The 20,935-nt window shown below is 46.0% G+C and carries 33 protein-coding genes; 5 read left to right on the plus strand and 28 right to left on the minus strand.

The annotated features are described in order from the left end of the window. Window positions 1-7: 7 nt before the first annotated feature. From R7Z49_RS07860 to rpmE, 28 genes are all read right to left on the minus strand, one after another. Window positions 8-1,000, minus strand: coding sequence for a DNA-directed RNA polymerase subunit alpha (locus R7Z49_RS07860; protein WP_005383143.1), 993 nt, complete (start codon window positions 998-1,000; stop codon window positions 8-10). Between the two features lie 24 nt (window positions 1,001-1,024). Beyond that, on the minus strand, window positions 1,025-1,645 hold the full coding sequence (gene rpsD / locus R7Z49_RS07865; RefSeq protein WP_005383146.1) for a 30S ribosomal protein S4: 621 nt from the start codon (window positions 1,643-1,645) through the stop codon (window positions 1,025-1,027). A gap of 27 nt (window positions 1,646-1,672) precedes the next feature. After that, window positions 1,673-2,062: a 30S ribosomal protein S11 gene (gene rpsK / locus R7Z49_RS07870; RefSeq protein ID WP_001118870.1), complete on the minus strand. Its 390-nt coding sequence runs from the start codon at window positions 2,060-2,062 to the stop codon at window positions 1,673-1,675. 18 nt (window positions 2,063-2,080) lie between these two features. Then, a complete protein-coding gene (gene rpsM, locus R7Z49_RS07875) occupies window positions 2,081-2,437 on the minus strand; it encodes a 30S ribosomal protein S13 (protein ID WP_005383154.1) in 357 nt (118 codons plus the stop codon). Window positions 2,438-2,586: 149 nt separating this feature from the next. Further along, window positions 2,587-2,700 carry a 50S ribosomal protein L36 gene (gene rpmJ / locus R7Z49_RS07880; protein WP_000868186.1) on the minus strand — a complete coding sequence of 38 codons (114 nt, stop codon included), beginning with the start codon at window positions 2,698-2,700 and terminating at the stop codon, window positions 2,587-2,589. A gap of 38 nt (window positions 2,701-2,738) precedes the next feature. After that, window positions 2,739-4,073 (minus strand): preprotein translocase subunit SecY, encoded by a 1,335-nt coding sequence (gene secY / locus R7Z49_RS07885; protein ID WP_005379562.1) that lies wholly within the window; start codon window positions 4,071-4,073, stop codon window positions 2,739-2,741. 20 nt (window positions 4,074-4,093) lie between these two features. After that, entirely contained in the window at window positions 4,094-4,528 is a 435-nt protein-coding gene (gene rplO, locus R7Z49_RS07890; RefSeq protein WP_005383155.1) for a 50S ribosomal protein L15, read from the minus strand. A gap of 5 nt (window positions 4,529-4,533) precedes the next feature. Beyond that, window positions 4,534-4,710 carry a 50S ribosomal protein L30 gene (rpmD, locus tag R7Z49_RS07895; RefSeq protein WP_005379565.1) on the minus strand — a complete coding sequence of 59 codons (177 nt, stop codon included), beginning with the start codon at window positions 4,708-4,710 and terminating at the stop codon, window positions 4,534-4,536. A 7-nt stretch (window positions 4,711-4,717) separates the two neighbouring features. Next, on the minus strand, window positions 4,718-5,221 hold the full coding sequence (gene rpsE, locus R7Z49_RS07900) for a 30S ribosomal protein S5 (RefSeq protein WP_004745894.1): 504 nt from the start codon (window positions 5,219-5,221) through the stop codon (window positions 4,718-4,720). 14 nt (window positions 5,222-5,235) lie between these two features. Further along, window positions 5,236-5,589, minus strand: coding sequence for a 50S ribosomal protein L18 (gene rplR / locus R7Z49_RS07905; protein ID WP_005379568.1), 354 nt, complete (start codon window positions 5,587-5,589; stop codon window positions 5,236-5,238). Between the two features lie 9 nt (window positions 5,590-5,598). Further along, complete coding sequence (gene rplF, locus R7Z49_RS07910; RefSeq protein ID WP_005379570.1) at window positions 5,599-6,132, minus strand: 50S ribosomal protein L6; 534 nt, start codon at window positions 6,130-6,132, stop codon at window positions 5,599-5,601. Between the two features lie 13 nt (window positions 6,133-6,145). Next, window positions 6,146-6,538 (minus strand): 30S ribosomal protein S8, encoded by a 393-nt coding sequence (rpsH, locus tag R7Z49_RS07915; protein ID WP_005379572.1) that lies wholly within the window; start codon window positions 6,536-6,538, stop codon window positions 6,146-6,148. A gap of 29 nt (window positions 6,539-6,567) precedes the next feature. Then, the gene (gene rpsN, locus R7Z49_RS07920; RefSeq protein WP_004410442.1) at window positions 6,568-6,873 is read right to left on the minus strand and encodes a 30S ribosomal protein S14; all 306 of its coding nucleotides are present in this window, start codon (window positions 6,871-6,873) and stop codon (window positions 6,568-6,570) included. 17 nt (window positions 6,874-6,890) lie between these two features. Beyond that, window positions 6,891-7,430, minus strand: a complete 540-nt coding sequence (gene rplE / locus R7Z49_RS07925; RefSeq protein WP_005379573.1) for a 50S ribosomal protein L5 — start codon at window positions 7,428-7,430, stop codon at window positions 6,891-6,893. Window positions 7,431-7,453: 23 nt separating this feature from the next. Beyond that, window positions 7,454-7,771, minus strand: a complete 318-nt coding sequence (rplX, locus tag R7Z49_RS07930) for a 50S ribosomal protein L24 (RefSeq protein WP_005379574.1) — start codon at window positions 7,769-7,771, stop codon at window positions 7,454-7,456. Between the two features lie 13 nt (window positions 7,772-7,784). After that, the gene (gene rplN, locus R7Z49_RS07935; protein WP_004410450.1) at window positions 7,785-8,156 is read right to left on the minus strand and encodes a 50S ribosomal protein L14; all 372 of its coding nucleotides are present in this window, start codon (window positions 8,154-8,156) and stop codon (window positions 7,785-7,787) included. A gap of 162 nt (window positions 8,157-8,318) precedes the next feature. Continuing rightward, on the minus strand, window positions 8,319-8,573 hold the full coding sequence (gene rpsQ, locus R7Z49_RS07940; protein WP_005379575.1) for a 30S ribosomal protein S17: 255 nt from the start codon (window positions 8,571-8,573) through the stop codon (window positions 8,319-8,321). Then, entirely contained in the window at window positions 8,573-8,764 is a 192-nt protein-coding gene (gene rpmC / locus R7Z49_RS07945) for a 50S ribosomal protein L29 (RefSeq protein ID WP_005379576.1), read from the minus strand. Before rpmC ends, rpsQ begins: the two co-directional genes overlap by 1 nt. After that, window positions 8,764-9,174 (minus strand): 50S ribosomal protein L16, encoded by a 411-nt coding sequence (gene rplP / locus R7Z49_RS07950; protein ID WP_005379577.1) that lies wholly within the window; start codon window positions 9,172-9,174, stop codon window positions 8,764-8,766. Before rplP ends, rpmC begins: the two co-directional genes overlap by 1 nt. A gap of 11 nt (window positions 9,175-9,185) precedes the next feature. Next, window positions 9,186-9,884 (minus strand): 30S ribosomal protein S3, encoded by a 699-nt coding sequence (gene rpsC / locus R7Z49_RS07955; RefSeq protein WP_005383161.1) that lies wholly within the window; start codon window positions 9,882-9,884, stop codon window positions 9,186-9,188. 18 nt (window positions 9,885-9,902) lie between these two features. Next, window positions 9,903-10,235 carry a 50S ribosomal protein L22 gene (gene rplV / locus R7Z49_RS07960; protein ID WP_005383164.1) on the minus strand — a complete coding sequence of 111 codons (333 nt, stop codon included), beginning with the start codon at window positions 10,233-10,235 and terminating at the stop codon, window positions 9,903-9,905. 10 nt (window positions 10,236-10,245) lie between these two features. Further along, window positions 10,246-10,524, minus strand: coding sequence for a 30S ribosomal protein S19 (rpsS, locus tag R7Z49_RS07965; protein ID WP_004394525.1), 279 nt, complete (start codon window positions 10,522-10,524; stop codon window positions 10,246-10,248). A 21-nt stretch (window positions 10,525-10,545) separates the two neighbouring features. Beyond that, complete coding sequence (gene rplB, locus R7Z49_RS07970; protein ID WP_005383168.1) at window positions 10,546-11,370, minus strand: 50S ribosomal protein L2; 825 nt, start codon at window positions 11,368-11,370, stop codon at window positions 10,546-10,548. Between the two features lie 15 nt (window positions 11,371-11,385). After that, a complete protein-coding gene (rplW, locus tag R7Z49_RS07975; RefSeq protein WP_004398471.1) occupies window positions 11,386-11,688 on the minus strand; it encodes a 50S ribosomal protein L23 in 303 nt (100 codons plus the stop codon). Then, entirely contained in the window at window positions 11,685-12,287 is a 603-nt protein-coding gene (gene rplD, locus R7Z49_RS07980) for a 50S ribosomal protein L4 (protein ID WP_005379556.1), read from the minus strand. The genes rplW and rplD overlap by 4 nt, the downstream gene beginning before the upstream one ends. A gap of 17 nt (window positions 12,288-12,304) precedes the next feature. Continuing rightward, the gene (gene rplC / locus R7Z49_RS07985; protein ID WP_005379555.1) at window positions 12,305-12,934 is read right to left on the minus strand and encodes a 50S ribosomal protein L3; all 630 of its coding nucleotides are present in this window, start codon (window positions 12,932-12,934) and stop codon (window positions 12,305-12,307) included. A 14-nt stretch (window positions 12,935-12,948) separates the two neighbouring features. After that, complete coding sequence (rpsJ, locus tag R7Z49_RS07990; protein WP_004410492.1) at window positions 12,949-13,260, minus strand: 30S ribosomal protein S10; 312 nt, start codon at window positions 13,258-13,260, stop codon at window positions 12,949-12,951. Window positions 13,261-13,716: 456 nt separating this feature from the next. Then, window positions 13,717-13,938, minus strand: a complete 222-nt coding sequence (rpmE, locus tag R7Z49_RS07995) for a 50S ribosomal protein L31 (protein WP_005379546.1) — start codon at window positions 13,936-13,938, stop codon at window positions 13,717-13,719. Between the two features lie 295 nt (window positions 13,939-14,233). On the opposite strand from rpmE, the gene priA reads away from it, so the two are divergent. From priA to hslU, 5 genes are all read left to right on the plus strand, one after another. Further along, window positions 14,234-16,438, plus strand: coding sequence for a primosomal protein N' (gene priA / locus R7Z49_RS08000; protein WP_318111521.1), 2,205 nt, complete (start codon window positions 14,234-14,236; stop codon window positions 16,436-16,438). Window positions 16,439-16,741: 303 nt separating this feature from the next. Then, on the plus strand, window positions 16,742-17,770 hold the full coding sequence (cytR, locus tag R7Z49_RS08005; protein ID WP_258500549.1) for a DNA-binding transcriptional regulator CytR: 1,029 nt from the start codon (window positions 16,742-16,744) through the stop codon (window positions 17,768-17,770). Window positions 17,771-17,995: 225 nt separating this feature from the next. Continuing rightward, window positions 17,996-18,544 (plus strand): cell division protein FtsN, encoded by a 549-nt coding sequence (ftsN, locus tag R7Z49_RS08010; protein ID WP_172563399.1) that lies wholly within the window; start codon window positions 17,996-17,998, stop codon window positions 18,542-18,544. Between the two features lie 115 nt (window positions 18,545-18,659). Next, window positions 18,660-19,211, plus strand: a complete 552-nt coding sequence (hslV, locus tag R7Z49_RS08015) for an ATP-dependent protease subunit HslV (protein ID WP_005383176.1) — start codon at window positions 18,660-18,662, stop codon at window positions 19,209-19,211. 23 nt (window positions 19,212-19,234) lie between these two features. Continuing rightward, window positions 19,235-20,566, plus strand: a complete 1,332-nt coding sequence (gene hslU, locus R7Z49_RS08020) for an HslU--HslV peptidase ATPase subunit (RefSeq protein WP_005397950.1) — start codon at window positions 19,235-19,237, stop codon at window positions 20,564-20,566. The last annotated feature ends 369 nt before the right edge of the window (window positions 20,567-20,935 follow it).

Raw genomic sequence — 20,935 nt, forward strand, 5'->3', positions numbered from 1 at the left:
GTATCGATTAATCTTCAGCGATTGATGCAGGTGGCCAGTTTTCTAGGCGCATGCCCAGAGACAGACCACGTGACGCAAGTACGTCTTTAATCTCAGTAAGAGATTTTTTACCAAGGTTAGGCGTTTTAAGTAGCTCAACCTCAGTACGTTGTACTAGATCACCGATGTAGTGAATCGCTTCTGCTTTCAGACAGTTAGCAGAGCGAACTGTTAGTTCAAGATCGTCTACAGGACGCAGTAGGATCGGATCGAATTCTGGCTTCTCTTCCTTCTCCTCAGGAACTCGTACATCACGAAGATCTACGAATGCATCCAATTGTTCAGCTAGGATTGTAGCTGCACGACGGATTGCTTCCTCAGGTTCTAGAGTACCGTTTGTTTCCATATCGATAACAAGCTTGTCTAGATCAGTACGCTGTTCTACACGAGCTGCTTCTACAGCGTAGGCAATTTTGTCTACTGGGCTGTAAGTAGCATCTACTAGTAGGCGACCGATAGGACGCTCGTCTTCTTCGTTATGGATACGCGCAGAAGCTGGAACATAACCACGACCACGTTCAACTTTGATACGCATTGCGATCTCAGCGTTGTCATCCGTCAGGTGACAAATTACGTGTTCAGGGTTAGCGATCTCTACATCACCATCATGGGTGATGTCACCTGCAACCACAGGGCCCGAGCCTGATTTGTTCAAAGTAATGAACACTTCATCTTTGCCTTCGGCAACGCGCACAGCCAAACCTTTAAGGTTTAGAAGAATTTCAAGAATATCTTCTTGAACGCCTTCTTTCGTGCTGTACTCATGAAGTACGCCTTCAATTTCTACTTCTGTTACAGCACAACCTGGCATAGAAGATAGAAGGATGCGGCGAAGTGCATTACCCAGAGTATGACCAAAGCCACGCTCTAATGGCTCAAGAGTTACTTTTGCGTGAGTCGAGCTGATTTGTTCGATGTCAACTAGACGTGGCTTAAGAAATTCTGTTACAGAACCCTGCATTGTGTCCTCTCTTTAGTTTAAACCTTACTTAGAGTAAAGCTCGACGATCAATTGTTCGTTGATGTCAGCTGATAGATCAGAACGCTCAGGCATACGCTTGAATGTACCTTCCATCTTGCCACCATCTACTTCAATCCAAGTTGGTTTTTCACGTTGTTCAGCAACTTCTAGAGCTGCTTTGATACGAGCTTGCTGTTTAGCTTTCTCGCGAATAGAAACAACGTCATTAGCCGCTACTTTGAAAGAAGGAACGTTTACAACTTTACCGTTTACTAGGATAGCTTTGTGGCTAACTAGCTGACGTGCTTCTGCGCGAGTTGCGCCAAAGCCCATGCGGTAAACTACGTTATCAAGACGACCTTCAAGAAGCTGAAGTAGGTTTTCACCAGTGTTGCCTTTTAGGCGAGCAGCTTCTTTGTAGTAGTTACGGAATTGTTTTTCTAGAACGCCGTACATACGACGTACTTTTTGCTTCTCACGAAGCTGAACGCCATACTCAGATAGACGACCGCGACGAGCGCCGTGTACACCTGGTGCGTTATCAATTTTACACTTGGTATCGATCGCGCGAACACCAGACTTAAGGAATAAGTCAGTGCCTTCACGACGGCTAAGCTTCAGCTTAGGACCCAAATATCTTGCCATGATTCTTCTCCAATTGTCCTAGAAACGTTATACGCGACGTTTCTTAGGTGGACGACAACCGTTATGAGGGATTGGTGTAGCATCAACGATGTTTGTGATGCGGAAACCAGCGGCGTTTAGTGCACGAACAGTAGATTCGCGACCTGGACCAGGACCCTTAACCATAACTTCCAAGTTCTTTAGGCCGTATTCTTTAGCCATTTCAGCACAACGCTCAGCAGCAACCTGTGCAGCGAACGGAGTAGACTTACGAGAACCACGGAAACCAGAACCACCTGCAGTAGCCCATGCAAGAGCGTTACCTTGACGGTCAGTAATGGTTACGATTGTGTTATTGAAAGAAGCATGGATGTGCGCAACGCCATCTGCAACTTGCTTGCGTACGCGCTTACGAGCGCGAGTTGGTTGTTTAGCCATTGTACTCTACCTTCCCGATTATTTCTTGATCGGCTTACGCGGACCCTTACGGGTGCGAGCGTTGGTTTTAGTACGCTGTCCACGTAGTGGTAGACTGCGACGATGACGAAGACCACGGTAACAGCCAAGGTCCATAAGACGCTTGATGTTCATAGATACTTCACGACGTAGATCACCTTCTACAGTGTACTTAGCTACACCATCACGCAGTTGATCGATCTGCTCTTCAGTTAGTTCACTGATCTTAACATTTTCAGCAATACCCACTTCAGCTAGGATAGCTTGAGAGCGAGTTTTACCGATGCCGTAGATCGCTGTTAGAGCGATTACTGCATGTTTCTGATCAGGAATGTTAATGCCTGCTATACGGGCCATTATTCACTCCTAAGTGTTTCTATAAAAGAATTAGCCGCAGCAAAGCCCGTTATGGATACGCTGCGGAATACTACTTCTTTTGCACGCAAAAGGTAGGCCGAGGAATATACTCGACCCAACCTTCATTTTCAAGTAAAAATTTCTGCTAATTAGCCTTGGCGCTGTTTGTGCTTTGGCTCACTGCAAATCACGCGAACGACACCGTTACGCTTGATTACTTTACAGTTACGGCAGATTTTTTTAACGGAAGCACGAACTTTCATTGCTAAACTCCGTAAATGAAACTGAGTCTACCGCCGGATTAACGGCCGTAGCCTTTCAGATTCGCTTTCTTCAACACAGAATCATACTGTTGAGACATCAGATGAGTCTGTACCTGTGCCATAAAGTCCATAATTACAACAACTACGATTAGTAGCGATGTACCGCCGAAGTAGAAACGTACGTTCCACGCGACCATCATGAACTCGGGAATCAGACAGATAAAGGTAATGTACAGTGCACCAGCAAGGGTTAAACGTGTCATTACTTTATCAATGTATTTCGCTGTCTGCTCACCTGGGCGGATACCGGGTACGAATGCACCAGACTTCTTCAAGTTATCTGCTGTTTCACGCGGGTTGAAAACCAACGCCGTGTAGAAGAAACAGAAGAAGATAATTGCTGCTGCATAAAGCATTACATACAACGGTTGACCAGGGCTAAGAGCCAAAGACACGTCAGTTAACCAACCGAACGCGCTGCTCTCACCGTTTTGACCAAACCACTGAGCCAATGTTCCTGGGAACAAGATAATACTTGATGCAAAAATCGCTGGAATTACACCTGCCATGTTAATTTTAAGAGGCAAGTGCGAGCTTTGCGCAGCAAACACTTTACGACCCTGTTGACGTTTCGCATAGTTAACGACGATTCGGCGTTGACCACGTTCCATGAAAACAACGAAGTAAATTACTGCGAAAGCTAATACCGCGATTAGCAACAGAAGAAGTACATGCAATTCACCTTGACGCGCTTGCTCGATTGTTTGACCGATTGCAGAAGGCAATCCAGCAACAATACCTGCAAAAATCAGTATCGAAATACCGTTACCAATTCCGCGCTCTGTAATTTGTTCACCTAACCACATCAAGAACATGGTACCGGTTACTAAACTTACGGTAGCAATTAGCGTAAACATGGTTTGGTTGATAACAACCAGATTGTCGACCATGTTTGGTAGGCCAGTTGCAATACCTATAGCTTGGAAGGTTGCAAGTACAAGCGTGCCGTAGCGTGTGTATTGGCTTATCTTACGACGGCCTGCTTCACCCTCTTTTTTGAGTTCAGCTAACGCTGGATGAACTACAGTTAGCAATTGGACAACAATAGATGCCGAAATATACGGCATGATGCCCAATGCTAATATAGATGCACGCTCAAGAGCACCACCGGAGAACATGTTAAACATTTCAACGATGGTACCTTTTTGCTGTTCGAACAAATCGGCAAGTACAGCAGCGTCAATACCAGGAATCGGCACAAAAGAGCCGGCTCGGAATACTAAAAGTGCACCAATTACGAATAACAAGCGCGACTTTAGTTCACTTAAGCCGCTCTGAGCACTACGAAAATCTTGTCCTGGTTTCTTAGCCATCTGTACCTCGTTCCTCGAGATTATTCCTCGATTTTACCGCCTGCAGCTTCGATTGCAGCTTTAGCGCCTTTAGTCACACGTAGACCTTTAACAGTCACTGCTTTGTTGATTTCACCAGAAAGAACAACTTTTACAAATTCGATGTTCTTAGTGATGATGTTAGCAGCTTTAAGACTGTTTAGATCAACTACGTCACCAGAAACTTTCGCTAGCTCAGCTAGACGAACTTCAGCAGACACTAGGCTCTTACGAGAAGTGAAACCGAATTTTGGTAGACGTTGTTTCAGAGGCATCTGACCGCCTTCGAAGCCTGGACGAACACTGCCGCCAGAACGTGATTTTTGACCTTTGTGACCACGGCCACCAGTTTTACCTAGGCCTGAACCGATACCACGACCTACTCGCTTCGCAGAAGTTTTCGCGCCAGCAGCCGGTGCTAGAGTATTCAAACGCATTCTGATTACTCCTCAACTTTAACCATGTAGTAAACCTTGTTGATCATACCGCGAATACACGGAGTATCTTCAAGTTCTACTGTGTGGTTGATTTTACGAAGACCTAGACCGCGCAAAGTAGCTTTGTGCTTTGGCAGACGACCAATTGAGCTTTTAGTTTGAGTTACTTTAATAGTTGCCATGGTGTTCTTACTCCGAAATAGATTCAACAGTTAGACCACGTTTAGCAGCAACCATTTCTGGTGACTTCATGCTACCTAGTGCATCGATCGTTGCACGAACGATGTTGATAGGGTTCGTAGAACCGTACGCTTTAGATAGTACGTTGTGTACACCAGCAACTTCTAGTACTGCACGCATCGCACCACCTGCGATAACACCAGTACCTTCTGCAGCAGGCTGCATGTAAACTTTAGAGCCCGAATGGCGACCTTTCACTGGGTGGTGAAGAGTGCCTTCGTTTAGAGCGATCGTAGTCATGTTACGACGCGCTTTTTCCATTGCTTTTTGAATCGCTGCAGGTACTTCACGAGCTTTGCCGTAACCGAAACCTACACGACCGTTACCGTCACCAACTACTGTTAGTGCAGTGAAGCTCATGATTCGACCACCTTTAACCGTTTTAGAAACACGGTTAACTGCGATTAGCTTTTCTTGCAAATCATTCGCTTGAACTTGTTGTTCTTTAGCCATCTTCCAACCCTACCTTAGAATTTCAGACCAGCTTCGCGAGCAGATTCTGCTAGCGCCGCTACTCGACCGTGGTATTGGAAACCAGAACGATCAAATGCAACTGCAGTTACGCCCTTCTCTAGAGCGCGCTCAGCAATAGCTTTACCCACTGCTTTAGCTGCATCAACGTTACCAGTGTATTTCACTTGCTCACGGATCGCTTTTTCTACAGTAGAAGCTGCTGCGATAACCTCAGAGCCGTTAGCCGCGATAACCTGTGCGTACACGTGACGAGGAGTACGGTGTACAACTAGGCGAGTCGCACCCAGTTCTGCAATCTTACGACGTGCACGTGTAGCACGACGGATGCGAGATGCTTTCTTATCCATAGTGTTACCTTACTTCTTCTTAGCTTCTTTAGTACGCACATTTTCATCTGCGTAACGAACACCTTTGCCTTTGTATGGCTCAGGCTCACGGTAAGAACGAATGTCAGCCGCAACTTGACCAACTAGTTGCTTGTCAGCACCAGTGATCACGATTTCAGTTTGGCTTGGACATTCAGCTTTAATACCCGCTGGCAACTCGTGCTCAACTGGGTGTGAGAAGCCTAGTGTTAGACCTACAGCGTTGCCTTTGATAGCAGCACGGTAACCTACACCTTTAAGAGTTAGCTTCTTAGTAAAGCCTTCAGTAACACCAACAACCATGTTGTTAACTAGAGCGCGAGCAGTACCTGCTTGAGCCCATGCGTTAGCAACACCTTCTTTAGGACCGAAAGTCAGGTTATTTTCTTCCTGAGCGATTACAACTGCGTTGTTAAGAACGCGAGTTAGTTCGCCTTTCGCACCTTTTACAGTGATTTCTTGGCCGTTTAGTTTCACCTCTACGCCAGCTGGAATAGCGACAGGTGCTTTTGCAACACGAGACATAGTCTACTCCTTATTAAGCTACGTAAGCGATGATTTCACCACCAAGACCTGCTTTACGTGCAGCGCGGTCTGACATAAGACCCTTGGAAGTAGAAACGATAGCAATACCAAGACCACCCATTACAGAAGGAAGTTCATCTTTCTTCTTGTAAACACGTAGACCTGGACGAGAAACACGTTTAAGTTGCTCGATTACTGGTTTAGCTTGGAAGTACTTAAGTGTAACTTCTAGCTCAGGTTTTGCTTCGCCTTCAACAGCGAAGTCAACGATGTAACCTTCAGCTTTTAGTAGTGCAGCAATTGCAACTTTAAGCTTTGAAGAAGGCATTTTTACAGCAACTTTGTTTGCTGCCTGACCGTTACGAACGCGGGTCAGCATATCCGAAATCGGATCTTGCATGCTCATATGATTTACTCCAAATGATTAAGTGGCAATTACCAGCTAGCCTTACGAAGACCCGGAATCTCGCCTTTCATGCAAGCTTCACGAACCTTAATACGGCTTAGACCGAACTTACGTAGGTAACCGTGTGGACGACCAGTTTGGTTGCAACGGTTGCGCTGACGTGATGCACTTGAATCACGTGGAAGAGATTGCAGTGTAAGAACCGCGTTCCAACGATCTTCTTCAGATGCGTTTACATCGCTGATGATAGCTTTTAGCGCTGCACGCTTTTCAGCGAACTTAGCTACTAGCTTCGCACGTTTTGCTTCACGTGCTTTCATTGAATTTTTAGCCATAACAGTAACCCTTCACCTTACTTACGGAATGGGAAGTTAAAGGCAGCCAGCAGAGCACGGCCTTCCTCATCAGTACCAGCAGACGTCGTAATAGTGATGTCTAGACCGCGTACTCGATCAACTTTATCAAAGTCGATTTCCGGGAAGATGATTTGCTCGCGAACGCCCATGCTGTAGTTACCGCGACCGTCAAAAGACTTAGCGCTAACACCACGGAAGTCACGTACACGTGGAAGAGCGATGTTAATTAAACGCTCAAGAAAATCCCACATACGTTCGCCACGCAAGGTTACTTTACAACCGATAGGGTAGCCTTCACGGATTTTGAAACCTGCAACAGATTTGCGCGCTTTTGTGATAAGTGGCTTTTGACCAGAGATCGTTGCCATATCAGACGCTGCATTTTCTAGCAGTTTCTTATCGTTGATTGCTTCACCAACACCCATGTTTAGGGTGATTTTCTCGATTCTAGGGACTTGCATGACGCTTGTGTAACCGAACTGTTTGGTCAGTTCAGCGACTACAGACGACTTGTAGTAATCATGCAGTTTCGCCATAGTAGAACTCCAAATTACTTCTATTAGTTAGAAACGGTTTCGCCGTTAGACTTGAAGAAACGAACTTTTTTGCCGTCTTCAAAACGGAAACCGATACGGTCAGCTTTACCAGTAGCTGCGTTAAAGATAGCCACGTTAGAAACGTCGATAGCTGCTTCTTGCTCTACGATACCGCCTTGGATACCCATAGCTGGAACAGGTTTCTGATGTTTCTTAACTAGGTTGATACCTTCAACGATAACTTTACCAGTTGCTAGAACCTTAGTTACTTTACCTTTCTTGCCTTTGTCTTTACCAGCAAGAACGATTACTTCGTCATTACGACGGATTTTAGCTGCCATTTCTACGTGCTCCTTACAGAACTTCTGGAGCCAGTGAAACGATCTTCATGAACTTATCGCCACGAAGTTCGCGTGTCACAGGACCAAAGATACGTGTACCGATTGGTTGCTCAGTATTGTCGTTTAGCAATACGCAAGCATTTCGGTCGAAGCGAATGACAGAACCGTCAGGACGACGTACGCCTTTACGGGTGCGCACTACCACCGCCTTCAGAACATCACCTTTTTTAACTTTACCGCGAGGGATTGCTTCCTTCACAGTAACTTTGATGACGTCACCGATATGTGCATAACGGCGGTGAGAGCCACCCAGAACCTTAATACACATTACGCTGCGTGCGCCTGAGTTATCAGCTGCGTCCAGCATACTTTGCATTTGGATCATGTTAGTGCTCCGCTAAATATTAATAACTAGACCCATCACGGGTCGGGCTGCCTCTTTAAAAGGGACGCGAATTGTACCACCCTTTTTTGTGATTGGGTAGTCAAAAAATAAACGGCTCCAAAAATATTTTGGAGCCGCTTTAGTTTCATAGAATTAACGAGATTAAATCTTCGCCTTTTCTAGAACTTTTACCAAAGTCCAAGACTTAGTCTTAGACAGTGGACGACACTCTGCGATTTCAACTGTGTCGCCTAGGCCACACTCGTTGTTCTCGTCATGTGCGTGTACTTTAGTCGTACGTTTTACGTATTTACCGTAGATTGGGTGTTTTACGAAACGTTCGATAGCAACAGTGATAGACTTGTCCATCTTGTCGCTAACAACACGACCTTGTTGAGTACGTTTTACTTCGCTCATTATGCGCCTGCCTTCTCAGTCAAAACAGTTTTCACACGTGCGATATCACGGCGTACAGCTTTCAGAGTATGAGTTTGCTGTAGTTGACCAGTCGCAGCTTGCATGCGCAAGTTGAACTGTTCGCGTAGCAAATTCATTAGCTCAGCGTTAAGCTCTTCAACGCTTTTCTCGCGTAGATCTTGTGCTTTCATCACATCACCTGCTTAGTTACAAATGTAGTTTTGAAAGGCAGTTTACGTGCCGCAAGACGGAACGCTTCACGTGCCAATTCTTCAGGTACACCACCCATTTCGTACATAACCTTACCAGGTTGGATTTGGGCTACCCAGTACTCAACGTTACCTTTACCCTTACCTTGACGAACTTCAAGTGGTTTTTCTGTGATTGGTTTGTCTGGGAACACACGGATCCAGATTTTACCTTGACGCTTAACGTGACGTGTCATTGCACGACGTGCCGCTTCGATTTGACGAGCAGTTAGACGACCACGGCCAACAGCTTTAAGACCGAATTCGCCGAAGCTTACATCAGTACCTTTAGCTAGACCACGGTTACGACCAGTCTGAACCTTACGGAACTTAGTACGTTTAGGTTGTAGCATCTGTCGACTCCTTACTTACGGCCTTTACGCTGCTTCTTAGGCTTGTCGCCTTTAGGCTCTACAGCGTTAGCTGCTGGCATACCACCTAGGATTTCACCTTTGAAGATCCAAGTTTTAATGCCGATCACACCGTATTGAGTGTGAGCCGAAGAAGTTGCGTAATCAATGTCAGCACGTAGAGTGTGTAGAGGCACACGGCCTTCACGGTACCACTCTGAACGTGCGATTTCAGCGCCGCCTAGACGACCGCTTACTTCCACTTTGATACCTTTAGCGCCTAGGCGCATTGCGTTTTGTACTGCGCGCTTCATAGCACGACGGAACATAACACGACGCTCTAGCTGAGACGCGATGCTGTCACCAACAAGTTGCGCATCTAGTTCAGGCTTACGTACTTCAGCGATGTTAATTTGCGCTGGTACACCTGCAATTTTAGCTACAGCTGCGCGTAGCTTCTCAACGTCTTCACCTTTCTTACCGATAACAACGCCTGGACGAGCAGTGTGAATAGTCACACGGATGCTCTTAGCAGGACGCTCGATAACGATACGTGATAGAGACGCTTTTTTCAGTTCACTTGTAAGGAACTGACGTACCTTGAAGTCGCCGTCTAGGTTGTCAGCGAAATCTTTGGTGTTAGCAAACCATGTAGCATTCCAAGGCTTAACGATGCCTAGACGAATACCATTTGGATGTACTTTTTGACCCATTGCTTACTCTCCTAGTCTCTAGCGATCTGCTACAACAACAGTGATGTGGCTTGAACGCTTCAAGATACGATCCGCACGACCTTTAGCACGAGGCATAATACGCTTCATGGTTGGGCCTTCATCTACAAAGATTTTTGCGACATTCAGATCGTCAATATCTGCACCTTCGTTGTGCTCCGCGTTAGCGATAGCAGACTCTAGAACTTTCTTAACTAGTGCAGCAGCTTTTTTGTTGCTGAACGTTAGGATTTCTAGAGCTTGGTCAACAGATTTACCACGGATTAGATCCGCAACTAAGCGAGCTTTCTGAGGCGAAATGCGAGCAAAGTTATGTTTAGCAATTGCTTCCATTATCTACTCCTTAGCGCTTCTTAGCTTTCTTATCCGCAGCGTGACCGCGGTAAGTACGTGTTGGTGCGAATTCACCCAGTTTGTGACCGATCATTTCATCAGTTACAAATACTGGTACGTGCTGACGACCATTATGGACAGCGATGGTCAAACCGATCATCGTAGGGATGATCATTGAACGACGGGACCAAGTCTTAATAGGCTTTTTGTCTCCGCTTTCCACCGCTTTCTCTACCTTCTTCAGCAAGTGTAGGTCAATAAAAGGACCTTTCTTGAGAGAACGTGGCATGGCGATTCCTCTTTATATAGATTACTTGTTACGACGACGTACGATGTACTTGTCAGTGCGTTTGTTCTTACGAGTCTTGAAGCCTTTAGTAGGCATACCCCAAGGAGATACTGGGTGACGACCACCAGAAGTACGACCTTCACCACCACCATGTGGGTGGTCAATCGGGTTCATTACAACACCACGAACCGTTGGACGGATACCGCGATGACGTGATGCACCTGCTTTACCAAGTTCACGTAGCATGTGCTCAGAGTTACCAACTTCACCGATTGTTGCACGGCCTTCAGAAAGAACTTTGCGCATCTCGCCAGAACGTAGACGGATAGTTACGTACGCACCGTCGCGAGCAACGATTTGAGCGTAAGCACCAGCCGAACGAGCTAGCTGACCACCTTTACCAGGCTTAAGTTCAACGTTATGTACTGTTGAACCTACTGGGATATTACGCATTGGTAGAGTGTTACCAGCTTTGATTGGTGCATCAACACCAGACTGAATAACATCACCAGCTACAACACCTTTAGGTGCTAGGATGTAGCGACGCTCACCGTCTTTGTAAAGAACTAGAGCAATGTTTGCGCTACGGTTTGGATCGTATTCAAGACGCTCAACTGTCGCTGGAATACCATCTTTAGTACGTTTGAAGTCAACTACACGGTAGTGGTGCTTGTGACCACCGCCGATGTGACGTACTGTGATACGACCCTTGTTGTTACGACCACCGTTCTTAGAGTTTTTCTCTAGAAGAGGTGCGTATGGCTTGCCCTTGTGTAGGTCAGCGTTAACAACTTTAACAACGTGACGACGACCAGGGGAAGTCGGCTTACATTTAACAATAGCCATTTTTAACTACTCCTGTTATTCCGCGCCGCCAACGAAGTCAAGATCTTGACCTTCTTTCAAAGTAACGTACGCTTTCTTAACGTCGCTGCGGCGACCTTGGCGTAGACCTTGACGTTTGGTCTTACCCTTAGTGATAAGAGTATTTACAGACTTAACTTCAACTTCAAATAGCTTTTCTACAGCTGCTTTGATCTCTTTTTTAGTCGCATCTTTAGCTACTTTGAAAACGATAGTGTTCGCTTTCTCAGCTGCCATAGTTGCTTTTTCAGAGATGTGCGGTGCACGTAGAACTTTTAGGATACGCTCTTCAGTGATCATGCTAGCATTTCCTCTACTTGCTTAACTGCTTCTGCAGTCATTACAACTTTGTCAAACGCGATTAGAGATACTGGATCGATACCAGCAACATCACGTGCGTCAACTTTGTATAGGTTACGAGCAGCTAGGAATAGATTCTCATCTACTTCGCTAGTCACGATTAGAGCGTCAGTTAGCTCAAGCTCTTTAAGCTTAGCAACTAGCTCTTTAGTCTTTGGTGCTTCAACTGAGAAGTTATCAACAACGATTAGACGCTCTTGACGAACAAGCTCAGAAAGAATGCTCTTCATAGCACCACGGTACATTTTTTTGTTTACTTTTTGGCTGTGATCTTGTGGTTTCGCAGCAAAAGTAACACCACCTGTACGCCAGATTGGGCTACGGATTGTACCAGCACGCGCACGGCCAGTACCTTTTTGACGCCATGGCTTAGCGCCACCGCCAGAAACTTCTGAACGTGTTTTTTGAGCACGAGTACCTTGACGAGCACCTGCTGCGTACGCAACAACTACTTGGTGTACAAGAGCTTCGTTAAACTCACGTCCGAAAGTAGTTTCGGAAACAGTTAGTGCATCGGCACCTTTAACCATTAGTTCCATTACTTACTCCTGAGACGTTATGCTTTAACAGCTGGTTTAACGATCACGTTGCCGCCAGTTGCGCCTGGGACTGCACCTTTAATAAGAAGCAGGTTGCGCTCAGCGTCAACACGTACGATCTCTAGGTTTTGAGTCGTTACACGCTCAGCACCCATGTGACCTGCCATTTTCTTGCCTTTAAATACGCGACCTGGAGTCTGACATTGACCGATAGAACCAGGAGCACGGTGAGACAATGAGTTACCGTGAGTCATATCTTGAGTACGGAAGTTCCAACGCTTAACAGCGCCTTGGAAACCTTTACCCTTAGATGTACCAGTAACGTCTACTTTCTTAGTTTCGTTGAATAGTTCAACAGTTAGTTCTGAACCAACTTCGAACTCTTCGCCGTTTTCTAAACGGAATTCCCAAAGACCGCGACCAGCTTCAACGCCAGCTTTAGCAAAGTGACCTGCTTCAGCTTTGTTTACGCGGTTAGCTTTCTTAGAACCAGCTGTAACCTGGATTGCTGCGTAGCCGTCAGTTTCAAGAGTTTTCACTTGAGAAACACGGTTAGCTTCAACCTCAACAACTGTTACTGGGATAGAAACGCCTTCTTCAGTAAATACGCGGGTCATGCCCACTTTACGACCGATTAGACCAATCATACTTCTAATCTCCCTTAACCTAGGCTAATTTGAACGTCAACGCCCGCAGCAAGGTCTAGACGCATTAGAGCATCAACAGTCTTGTCTGTTGGCTCAACGATGTCGATTAGACGCTTGTGAGTACGGATTTCGTACTGGTCACGTGCTTTCTTGTTAACGTGTGGAGAGATAAGAACTGTGAAACGCTCTTTACGAGTTGGCAGTGGGATTGGACCACGAACCTGTGCGCCAGTGCGCTTAGCTGTTTCAACGATTTCCGCTGTAGAAGCATCGATTAGTTTGTAATCGAAAGCTTTTAGGCGGATACGGATACGTTGGTTCTGCATGAGACAGAGCTCCAAATTTAATAAATTACACAAACAATATCGCCACTCAAACTCGTCAAGACGAGAGAATGCCGATTGATTTATGTGAAACCGTAGCATCCAAGATTAGGACGCATTGTCAGTTAATTTTCGATTAACTATCCCTATATGCCAAAGTCACCTTTGAGGATAGTTTTTCCGAAGAAAAGATAGCTAATTGTATTAACCGCGAACATAAGCTGAGTATACATTACCTCGCAAATCCTTAGATTTGCTCGCTCCTCACTGCTCATTGGTTCACAACTGGCTTAACCAGTGCGCTGCATTATACAGATCACACTTTAGGTTGCAAGCGCTGAGTGAAAAATAATCGGGAATATTCCAAACCCCATACATTCCTCTTCGCTTGGTAGCCATTAAAACAAAAAGGACGCCGAAGCGTCCTTTTCTAAACTGTAATCGTAATAGCGGCTGCTATTATTTCTTACCGCTTGATAGTGCACCGAAACGCTTGTTGAAGCGATCAACACGGCCGCCTGTATCAACGATACGTTGCTTACCAGTGTAGAATGGGTGACACTTGTCACATACGTCTAGGTGGATAGACTCTTTACCTAGAGTAGAGTTGAACTCAAAAGAGTTGCCGCAAGAACAAGTAGCTTTTACTGCTTTGTATTCTGGGTGGATACCAGCTTTCATGGGATAACCTCAATAGTAGGCCGTGTCGCTATACGAATCTAAGCCGCACACCACACGCAATTAATAATAAAATGGGATACCGCATCAACTAATTGCCGAAGCCATATCTCAAGGCGCGATATAGTAAAGAATCACATTGCTCGGATCAACACATTTGGCAACTTTTTCGCCACTTTTTTAGCCAGACTAATCATAGAGGCACGATTCACGCTGAATCACATAGCTTTACTCGAATTTCCATACCGATTTTAATAGACTCTCATTTCCTTTCCCTCTTTTTAATAGCTAAGAATTTATGCGTCCAACCATTGCTAGAGTGGCATTACCCGTTCCGCTCGACAAACAATTTGATTACGCCATTCCGGGGCACCTGTTTCCGATCATTGGTGGACGCGTTTCCGTGCCTTTTGGACGCCAAACCTTAGTCGGCATCGTCACCGCAATGGTTAATCACTCGGACTTTCCCAAAGATCAACTCAAGCCAATCAAAGCAGTTCTTGATTCTCAGCCGATATGGTCTGAAAAGCTTTATTCGTTGCTGACTTGGTGCAGCCAGTTCTACCAATACCCACTTGGAGATACGCTACACAATGCGATGCCAGCAGCTCTACGTAAAGGAAAGCCTGCAGATTTTGCGACGCTACAAGAGTGGCAAATTACCGAATCCGGTAAAGACAAGCTGATGCAAGGGCTTGATCGTCGAGCGGTCAAACAACAGAAGGTCTTGCAAATGCTTATAAACGGCGCTTTGCCTCACCAGGAATTTGTCGACCAAGAGATCGCCTCAACAGTACTAAAGTCTTTAGAAGATAAAGGCTGGATTGAACGTATCGAGAAGAAGCCTGCAATCACCCAGTGGGGACAGCACGTTGAATGCGACGTCGAGAAGCCAAAGCTCAACCACGAACAAGCGCTGGCTATTGCGAGTGTAAATAGCCAAACAGGTTTTGCTTGCTATTTATTAGAGGGAGTAACTGGCTCTGGTAAAACAGAAGTTTACTTAAACCTTATCAAACCAGTTTTAGAGCAAGGGAAACAAGCATTAGTTTTAGTACCTGAGATCGGTCTAACGCCCCAAACCATCAACCGCTTTAAACACCGTTTTAATGTACCAGTTGACGTCATCCACTCCGGGTTAAACGAGACGGAGCGTCTGAATGCGTGGCTTTCTGCACGCGACAAAGCGGCCGGAATCATTATCGGCACACGCTCTGCCCTACTCGCGCCTTTTGCTGATCTCGGGATTATCATTGTGGACGAGGAACATGACACCTCTTACAAACAGCAAGATAGCTTGCGTTATCATGCACGCGATGTTGCTGTAATGCGCGCTCATAAAGAACAAGTTCCGATTGTTCTAGGCTCAGCCACACCTGCACTGGAGACATTGCACAATGCCTTGTCAGGCAAGTATCACCATTTAACACTAACCCAACGAGCTGGCTCTGCCGTATCAACCACCAATAAAGTGTTAGATGTAAAAGGTCAGTATTTAGAAAGTGGCTTATCTGCCCAACTGATTGCCGAGATGCGCAAGCATTTAAAAGCTGGCAATCAAGTAATGTTGTTTCTTAACCGCCGAGGCTTTTCGCCCGCTTTGATGTGCCATGAATGCGGTTGGATTGCAGAATGTAAACGCTGTGATGCGTACTACACGTTCCACCATTACAGCAACGAAATACGCTGCCATCACTGCGGCTCACAACAACCGGTAATTCATCAGTGTCAGGGGTGTGGTTCAACTCAATTGGTTACCGTCGGCGTAGGAACGGAACAACTCGAACAACAATTGGCTCAGTTATTTCCAGAATACAACGCCATTCGCATCGACAGAGACAGCACACGTCGCAAAGGTAGTTTGGAAGATGCCCTTGAATCGATTCGTAAAGGTGAACATCAAATTCTGATTGGCACCCAAATGCTGGCTAAGGGGCACCATTTTCCAAATGTAACGCTCGTTGCTCTTTTGGATGTTGATGGCTCTCTCTATAGTAGTGACTTCCGCGCTTCCGAGCGACTAGCGCAGTTGTTTATTCAAGTCGCAGGTCGTGCCGGCCGCGCAAGTAAACCTGGCGAGGTTATCCTACAAACCCACCATCCTGAGCACAGCTTGCTGCAGGCCCTACTTCAAAAAGACTATCGCCACTTTGCTATGACTGCTCTGGAAGAACGCAAACTGGCTCAGCTTCCGCCTTATAGTTTCTTGACTCTGTTTAAAGCAGAGGCGAACCAAAGTGAGGTAGTTGAAGACTTCCTGCGTCAGGTTCGCTTTACGTTAGAGTCACACCCTCTGTTCGATGATTCCTGCATGGTGTTAGGCCCTACTCCTTCACCTTTGGCCAAGCGGGCTGGTAAATACCGTTGGCAACTATTACTGCAAACTCAGCATCGTTCATTGATGCAAAAGTTATTAACCAGTGCCAAACCTGCTATTGAGTTGTTGCCAAATGCTAAGAAAGTACGCTGGAATTTAGACATAGAACCACAAGATCTCAGCTAGCAAACGTTTAACTATGTAATGAATTACCATTTAATGTGACCAGAATCACACCAAGATTACAATTTTTGTTAAACAGACCGTAACTTTCACTTTAGAAATGAATAGACTATCCAAATTAGAAAAGTCTAAAGTGACTTGTTTGCACAGGCTTAGATTAAAACAATGACTATTCCCACAAATTGATATCGCGGTGAAGAATCCATTTTCCCACTCGTTAACACGAACTGAGCGAAGAGCAAACACAGCTCTAACTCGGTTTGATTACTCTGATTTCAAACCGGAATAACGTCATCTTGGCAAAAAATAAATGAGAGGTTAAAAACTATGGCGACAATGAAGGATGTTGCCCAGCTTGCGGGAGTGTCTACGGCTACGGTATCTCGAGCCTTAATGAATCCAGAGAAAGTCTCTTCTTCTACAAGAAAGAGAGTAGAAGATGCCGTACTTGAAGCGGGTTATTCTCCAAACTCATTAGCGCGTAACTTACGTAGAAACGAATCAAAAACCATTGTTACTATCGTTCCCGACATCTGTGATCCTTATTTTTCTGAAATTATTCGCGGTATTGAAGATGCAGCCATGGAACATGGCTATCTAGTCCTACTGGGCGATAGCGGACAACAGAAGAAACGCGAAAGCTCTTTCGTTAACCTCGTATTTACTAAGCAGGCAGATGGAATGCTACTGCTTGGTACAGATCTACCATTCGATGTCAGTAAGCCAGAGCAAAAGAACTTACCTCCGATGGTAATGGCGTGTGAATTTGCGCCAGAGCTCGAGCTTCCGACAGTACATATTGATAACCTGACCTCAGCATTTGAAGCAGTGAATTACCTGACTCAATTAGGTCATAAACGCATTGCTCAAATCTCTGGACCAGATACAGCAATATTGTGTCAGTTCCGCCAACAAGGCTACCAACAAGCCCTGCGCCGTGCCGGCATCACTAAAGATCCACAGTATAGTGTCATTACTGAGTTCTCTTTTGATGGCGGAGCAAAAGCCGTTCGTAAACTGCTCGAATTGCCAGAACCACCAACGGCTATTTTCTGTCACTGTGACACAATGGCCATCGGCGCAATTCAAGAAGCGAAAAAGCTTGGCTTACGAGTACCGCAAGATCTCTCTGTTGTGGGCTTTGATGACATTAACTTCGCTCAGTACTGCGATCCACCGTTGACCACCATCTCTCAACCTCGCTATGAGATTGGTCGACAAGCGATGCTAATGATGCTCGAGATGTTAAAAGGCCACGACGTGCATTCAGGCTCGCGTCTGCTTGAAACTAATCTCGTCATTCGTGGAAGTGCAGCGCCACCACAGCGTCCTTAACCTAAAGATTAGGTATTCATCCCCAAAGCGGTGCTAAGGCGCCGCTTTTTTATTTACCCCTCCTGCTTTTTGTGTATACCTGAATAAATGTAAGTGAGAACGGAAACACACTCCTACACTCGGACGTTGTCGCGCTTTAGCTATCAAGATTCTATCAATAGGGTGTTTTCTCAACTCGTTCTGGATTAACATATTTGCAAGAATCCTTGATGACCAGAAATAACCGTGGCAAATAGAGATTATGTAAGACGGGGGCGAGGCGCCCCAAAAAAGTCGACAAAAAAACAGCCGCCGAGAAGAAAAAAACCTTGGCGCAGTGGCCTGCTCGCTATCTTGCTCGTGGGCGGTTTTGGCTATGGTCTTTACCTTTTGAGTAGTGACCCAGAACCTAAACAACCAGCCGTGAAGCAGCCAACAACCACTGTAAGCAAACCAAAGCCGAAAAAAGACTTGCCGCCACCACCAGAAGAAAAATGGGAATATGTTGAGTCACTACCGAAACGTGAAGTTGAAGTTGTGGCCAAAGAAATTGAAGTTTCTAAAATTCCTTACATCATGCAGTGTGGCGCGTACAAAACCCAGGCACAAGCCGAAGAGCGTAAGCTTGCAATCGCGTTCCAAGGGATGTCGAGCAAGATTCGTAAGAAAGAAGGCAGTTCATGGTATCGCGTGGTGCTAGGTCCGTATAAGTTCAAACGTGATGCAGAACGTGACCGTCATAAACTGCAACGCGCGAAAATCGAGCCGTGTGCGATTTGGAAAGAAAATCTTTAAACTCAGGCCCTAGGAGCTAAGATCCTAGGGCCTTTCTTTTTGCCCCCTTGAATCCCCATTTCTCCTCCCCCATATACTGAATTAAATCCAAAGAGAAATAATCAAGAGGTCGACTGTGACTACCATTGTATCTGTACGTCGAAATAATAAAGTCGTCATCGCGGGTGATGGCCAAGTATCTCTAGGCAATACCGTAATGAAAGGTAATGCGCGCAAAGTTCGCCGCCTATACAACAACCAAGTACTAGCGGGCTTTGCCGGCGGTACTGCGGATGCCTTCACCCTTTTTGAGCGCTTCGAAAGCAAACTGCAAATGCACCAAGGTCACCTAACCAAAGCGGCAGTTGAGCTAGCTAAAGACTGGCGTAGCGATCGTGCTTTGCGCAAGCTCGAAGCCTTACTTGCCGTTGCCGACGAAACCGCATCGTTAATCATTACCGGTAATGGTGATGTCGTACAGCCAGAACATGACCTGATTGCGATTGGCTCTGGTGGTGCTTACGCACAAGCTGCCGCAACCGCCCTACTAGAAAACACAGATCTAGATGCTCGTGAGATCGCGGAAAAAGCTCTCAATATCGCGGGTGATATTTGTGTCTTCACTAACCATCACCACACGGTAGAAGAGCTAGACTCAACAGTAGAGCCTGAAAAACCAACCGCGTAATCGTAACGAAGTAAGGAAAGAATATGTCTGAAATGACGCCTCGCGAAATCGTTCATGAATTGAACCGCCACATTATCGGTCAAGAAAAAGCCAAGCGTTCGGTTGCGATTGCACTTCGTAACCGCTGGCGCCGCATGCAGCTTGAAGAAAGCTTGCGTGCCGAAGTGACGCCAAAAAACATCTTGATGATTGGTCCTACTGGTGTTGGTAAGACTGAAATCGCACGACGCCTCGCAAAACTGGCAAATGCCCCTTTCATCAAAGTTGAAGCGACAAAATTCACCGAAGTGGGTTACGTTGGTAAAGAAGTTGAAACCATCATCCGTGACCTAACAGATGTCGCTGTGAAAATGACGCATCAACAAGCGATGGAGAAAGTGAAATTCCGCGCAGAAGAGCAAGCGGAAGAACGCATTCTTGATGCGCTACTGCCACCAGCACGTGATAGCTGGGGTCAAGCAGAGCAAACGGAAGAGTCTTCTCACACTCGCCAGATCTTCCGTAAGAAACTGCGTGAAGGCCAACTAGACGATAAAGAAATTGAAATCGACGTAGCCGCACCACAAATGGGCGTAGAGATCATGGCGCCTCCTGGTATGGAAGAGATGACTAACCAGCTGCAAGGCATGTTCCAAAACCTCGCTGGCGACACTAAGAAAAAACGTAAGCTGAAAATCAAAGACGCAATGAAAGCGTTAGCGGAAGAAGAAGCGGCGAAACTGGTAAACCAAGAAGAGCTAAAAGAAGCAGCGATTTTCAACGTTGAAAACAACGGCATCGTATTTATCGATGAGATCGACAAGATCTGTAAACGCGGCGAGAGCTCAGGCCCAGACGTTTCACGCGAAGGTGTTCAGCGCGACCTACTTCCATTGATTGAAGGCAGCACGGTATCAACCAAGCACGGCATGGTAAAAACAGACCACATTCTGTTTGTTGCATCTGGTGCATTCCAAGTGGCAAAACCATCTGACTTGATCCCAGAATTGCAAGGTCGTCTACCAATTCGTGTTGAGCTAGAAGCACTAAGCAGCAACGACTTCAAACGCATTCTGACAGAACCAAAAGCCTCTCTAACAGAGCAGTACGTTGCGTTGATGAAAACGGAAGATGTGGACATCGAATTCACAGAAGACGGTATCACGCAAATCGCGGAAGCGGCATGGACGGTCAACGAAAGCACAGAAAACATCGGTGCTCGTCGCTTACACACCGTTATGGAACGCTTAATGGATGAAATCTCTTACGACGCAGCGGAGCAATCTGGCGCTAAATTCGTTATTGATTCCGCTTATGTGAAAGAGCGCCTAGGCGACACGATTGAAGATGAAGATCTAAGCCGCTTTATTCTTTAATCGCAATCTATTTTACCAAAGCCCAGAACCTTGTTTCTGGGCTTTTTGTTTAGAATGGCGGTGACTTTGACAACACCCAAATCAAAAGATCTCGTCATTTTAGCGAGCTCAAGCGAGACTAAGAATCTGCTAACAGCAAGCTCCTATTCTTTCCCACTCACCTTAACCACGGCACTATTGGGACGATAGATTCTGAATCACACTCGCTCCTCGCTGTTCAGAATGACGGTGACTTTGACAACATCTAAATCCAAAAGATCTCGTCATTCTAGCGAGCTCAAGCGAGACTAAGAATCTGGCAACAGCAGACGCCTATTCTTCCCCACTCACCTTAACCACCGCACAATCGGATGATCGATTCTGAATCAC

It is taken from the genome of Vibrio sp. 1562, from assembly GCF_033340155.1.
Classification (GTDB): domain Bacteria; phylum Pseudomonadota; class Gammaproteobacteria; order Enterobacterales; family Vibrionaceae; genus Vibrio; species Vibrio alginolyticus.

Excerpts from the sequence above, each read along its gene's own strand:
- rpsK (WP_001118870.1), bottom strand. The coding sequence starts at position 2,062 with ATGGCTAAACAACCAACTCGCGCTCGTAAGCGCGTACGCAAGCAAGTT.
- rpsS (WP_004394525.1), bottom strand. The coding sequence starts at position 10,524 with ATGCCACGTTCTCTCAAGAAAGGTCCTTTTATTGACCTACACTTGCTG.
- rpsD (WP_005383146.1), bottom strand. The coding sequence starts at position 1,645 with ATGGCAAGATATTTGGGTCCTAAGCTGAAGCTTAGCCGTCGTGAAGGC.
- rplC (WP_005379555.1), bottom strand. The coding sequence starts at position 12,934 with ATGATTGGTCTAATCGGTCGTAAAGTGGGCATGACCCGCGTATTTACT.
- rplB (WP_005383168.1), bottom strand. The coding sequence starts at position 11,370 with ATGGCTATTGTTAAATGTAAGCCGACTTCCCCTGGTCGTCGTCACGTT.
- rpmC (WP_005379576.1), bottom strand. The coding sequence starts at position 8,764 with ATGAAAGCACAAGATCTACGCGAGAAAAGCGTTGAAGAGCTTAACGCT.
- rpmE (WP_005379546.1), bottom strand. The coding sequence starts at position 13,938 with ATGAAAGCTGGTATCCACCCAGAATACAAAGCAGTAAAAGCTACTTGT.
- rplX (WP_005379574.1), bottom strand. The coding sequence starts at position 7,771 with ATGGCAGCTAAAATCCGTCGTAATGACGAAGTAATCGTTCTTGCTGGT.
- rpsM (WP_005383154.1), bottom strand. The coding sequence starts at position 2,437 with ATGGCCCGTATAGCAGGCATTAACATTCCTGATCAGAAACATGCAGTA.
- rpmD (WP_005379565.1), bottom strand. The coding sequence starts at position 4,710 with ATGGCAACTATTAAAGTAACTCAAACTAAAAGCTCAATTGGTCGTCTG.
- rpsH (WP_005379572.1), bottom strand. The coding sequence starts at position 6,538 with ATGAGCATGCAAGATCCGATTTCGGATATGCTGACCCGCGTTCGTAAC.
- rplF (WP_005379570.1), bottom strand. The coding sequence starts at position 6,132 with ATGTCTCGTGTTGCAAAAGCACCTGTCGCTATTCCAGCTGGCGTAGAG.
- rplD (WP_005379556.1), bottom strand. The coding sequence starts at position 12,287 with ATGGAACTAATGGTTAAAGGTGCCGATGCACTAACTGTTTCCGAAACT.
- rpsC (WP_005383161.1), bottom strand. The coding sequence starts at position 9,884 with ATGGGTCAAAAAGTACATCCAAATGGTATTCGTCTAGGCATCGTTAAG.
- rplR (WP_005379568.1), bottom strand. The coding sequence starts at position 5,589 with ATGGATAAGAAAGCATCTCGCATCCGTCGTGCTACACGTGCACGTCGT.
- rplP (WP_005379577.1), bottom strand. The coding sequence starts at position 9,174 with ATGCTACAACCTAAACGTACTAAGTTCCGTAAGGTTCAGACTGGTCGT.
- priA (WP_318111521.1), top strand. The coding sequence starts at position 14,234 with ATGCGTCCAACCATTGCTAGAGTGGCATTACCCGTTCCGCTCGACAAA.
- rpsJ (WP_004410492.1), bottom strand. The coding sequence starts at position 13,260 with ATGCAGAACCAACGTATCCGTATCCGCCTAAAAGCTTTCGATTACAAA.
- rplN (WP_004410450.1), bottom strand. The coding sequence starts at position 8,156 with ATGATCCAAATGCAAAGTATGCTGGACGCAGCTGATAACTCAGGCGCA.
- rplV (WP_005383164.1), bottom strand. The coding sequence starts at position 10,235 with ATGGAAGCAATTGCTAAACATAACTTTGCTCGCATTTCGCCTCAGAAA.
- rpmJ (WP_000868186.1), bottom strand. The coding sequence starts at position 2,700 with ATGAAAGTTCGTGCTTCCGTTAAAAAAATCTGCCGTAACTGTAAAGTA.
- R7Z49_RS07860 (WP_005383143.1), bottom strand. The coding sequence starts at position 1,000 with ATGCAGGGTTCTGTAACAGAATTTCTTAAGCCACGTCTAGTTGACATC.
- rplO (WP_005383155.1), bottom strand. The coding sequence starts at position 4,528 with ATGCGTTTGAATACTCTAGCACCGGCTGCTGGCGCGAAAACTTCTGCG.
- rplE (WP_005379573.1), bottom strand. The coding sequence starts at position 7,430 with ATGGCGAAACTGCATGATTACTACAAGTCGTCTGTAGTCGCTGAACTG.
- rpsN (WP_004410442.1), bottom strand. The coding sequence starts at position 6,873 with ATGGCTAAAAATTCAATGAAAGCACGTGAAGCAAAACGTGCGAAGCTA.
- secY (WP_005379562.1), bottom strand. The coding sequence starts at position 4,073 with ATGGCTAAGAAACCAGGACAAGATTTTCGTAGTGCTCAGAGCGGCTTA.
- rplW (WP_004398471.1), bottom strand. The coding sequence starts at position 11,688 with ATGATCACTGAAGAGCGTATCCTAAAAGTTCTACGTGCACCGCACATC.
- rpsE (WP_004745894.1), bottom strand. The coding sequence starts at position 5,221 with ATGGCTAAAGAACAACAAGTTCAAGCGAATGATTTGCAAGAAAAGCTA.
- rpsQ (WP_005379575.1), bottom strand. The coding sequence starts at position 8,573 with ATGAGCGAAGTAAAACGTACTCAACAAGGTCGTGTTGTTAGCGACAAG.
- hslU (WP_005397950.1), top strand. The coding sequence starts at position 19,235 with ATGTCTGAAATGACGCCTCGCGAAATCGTTCATGAATTGAACCGCCAC.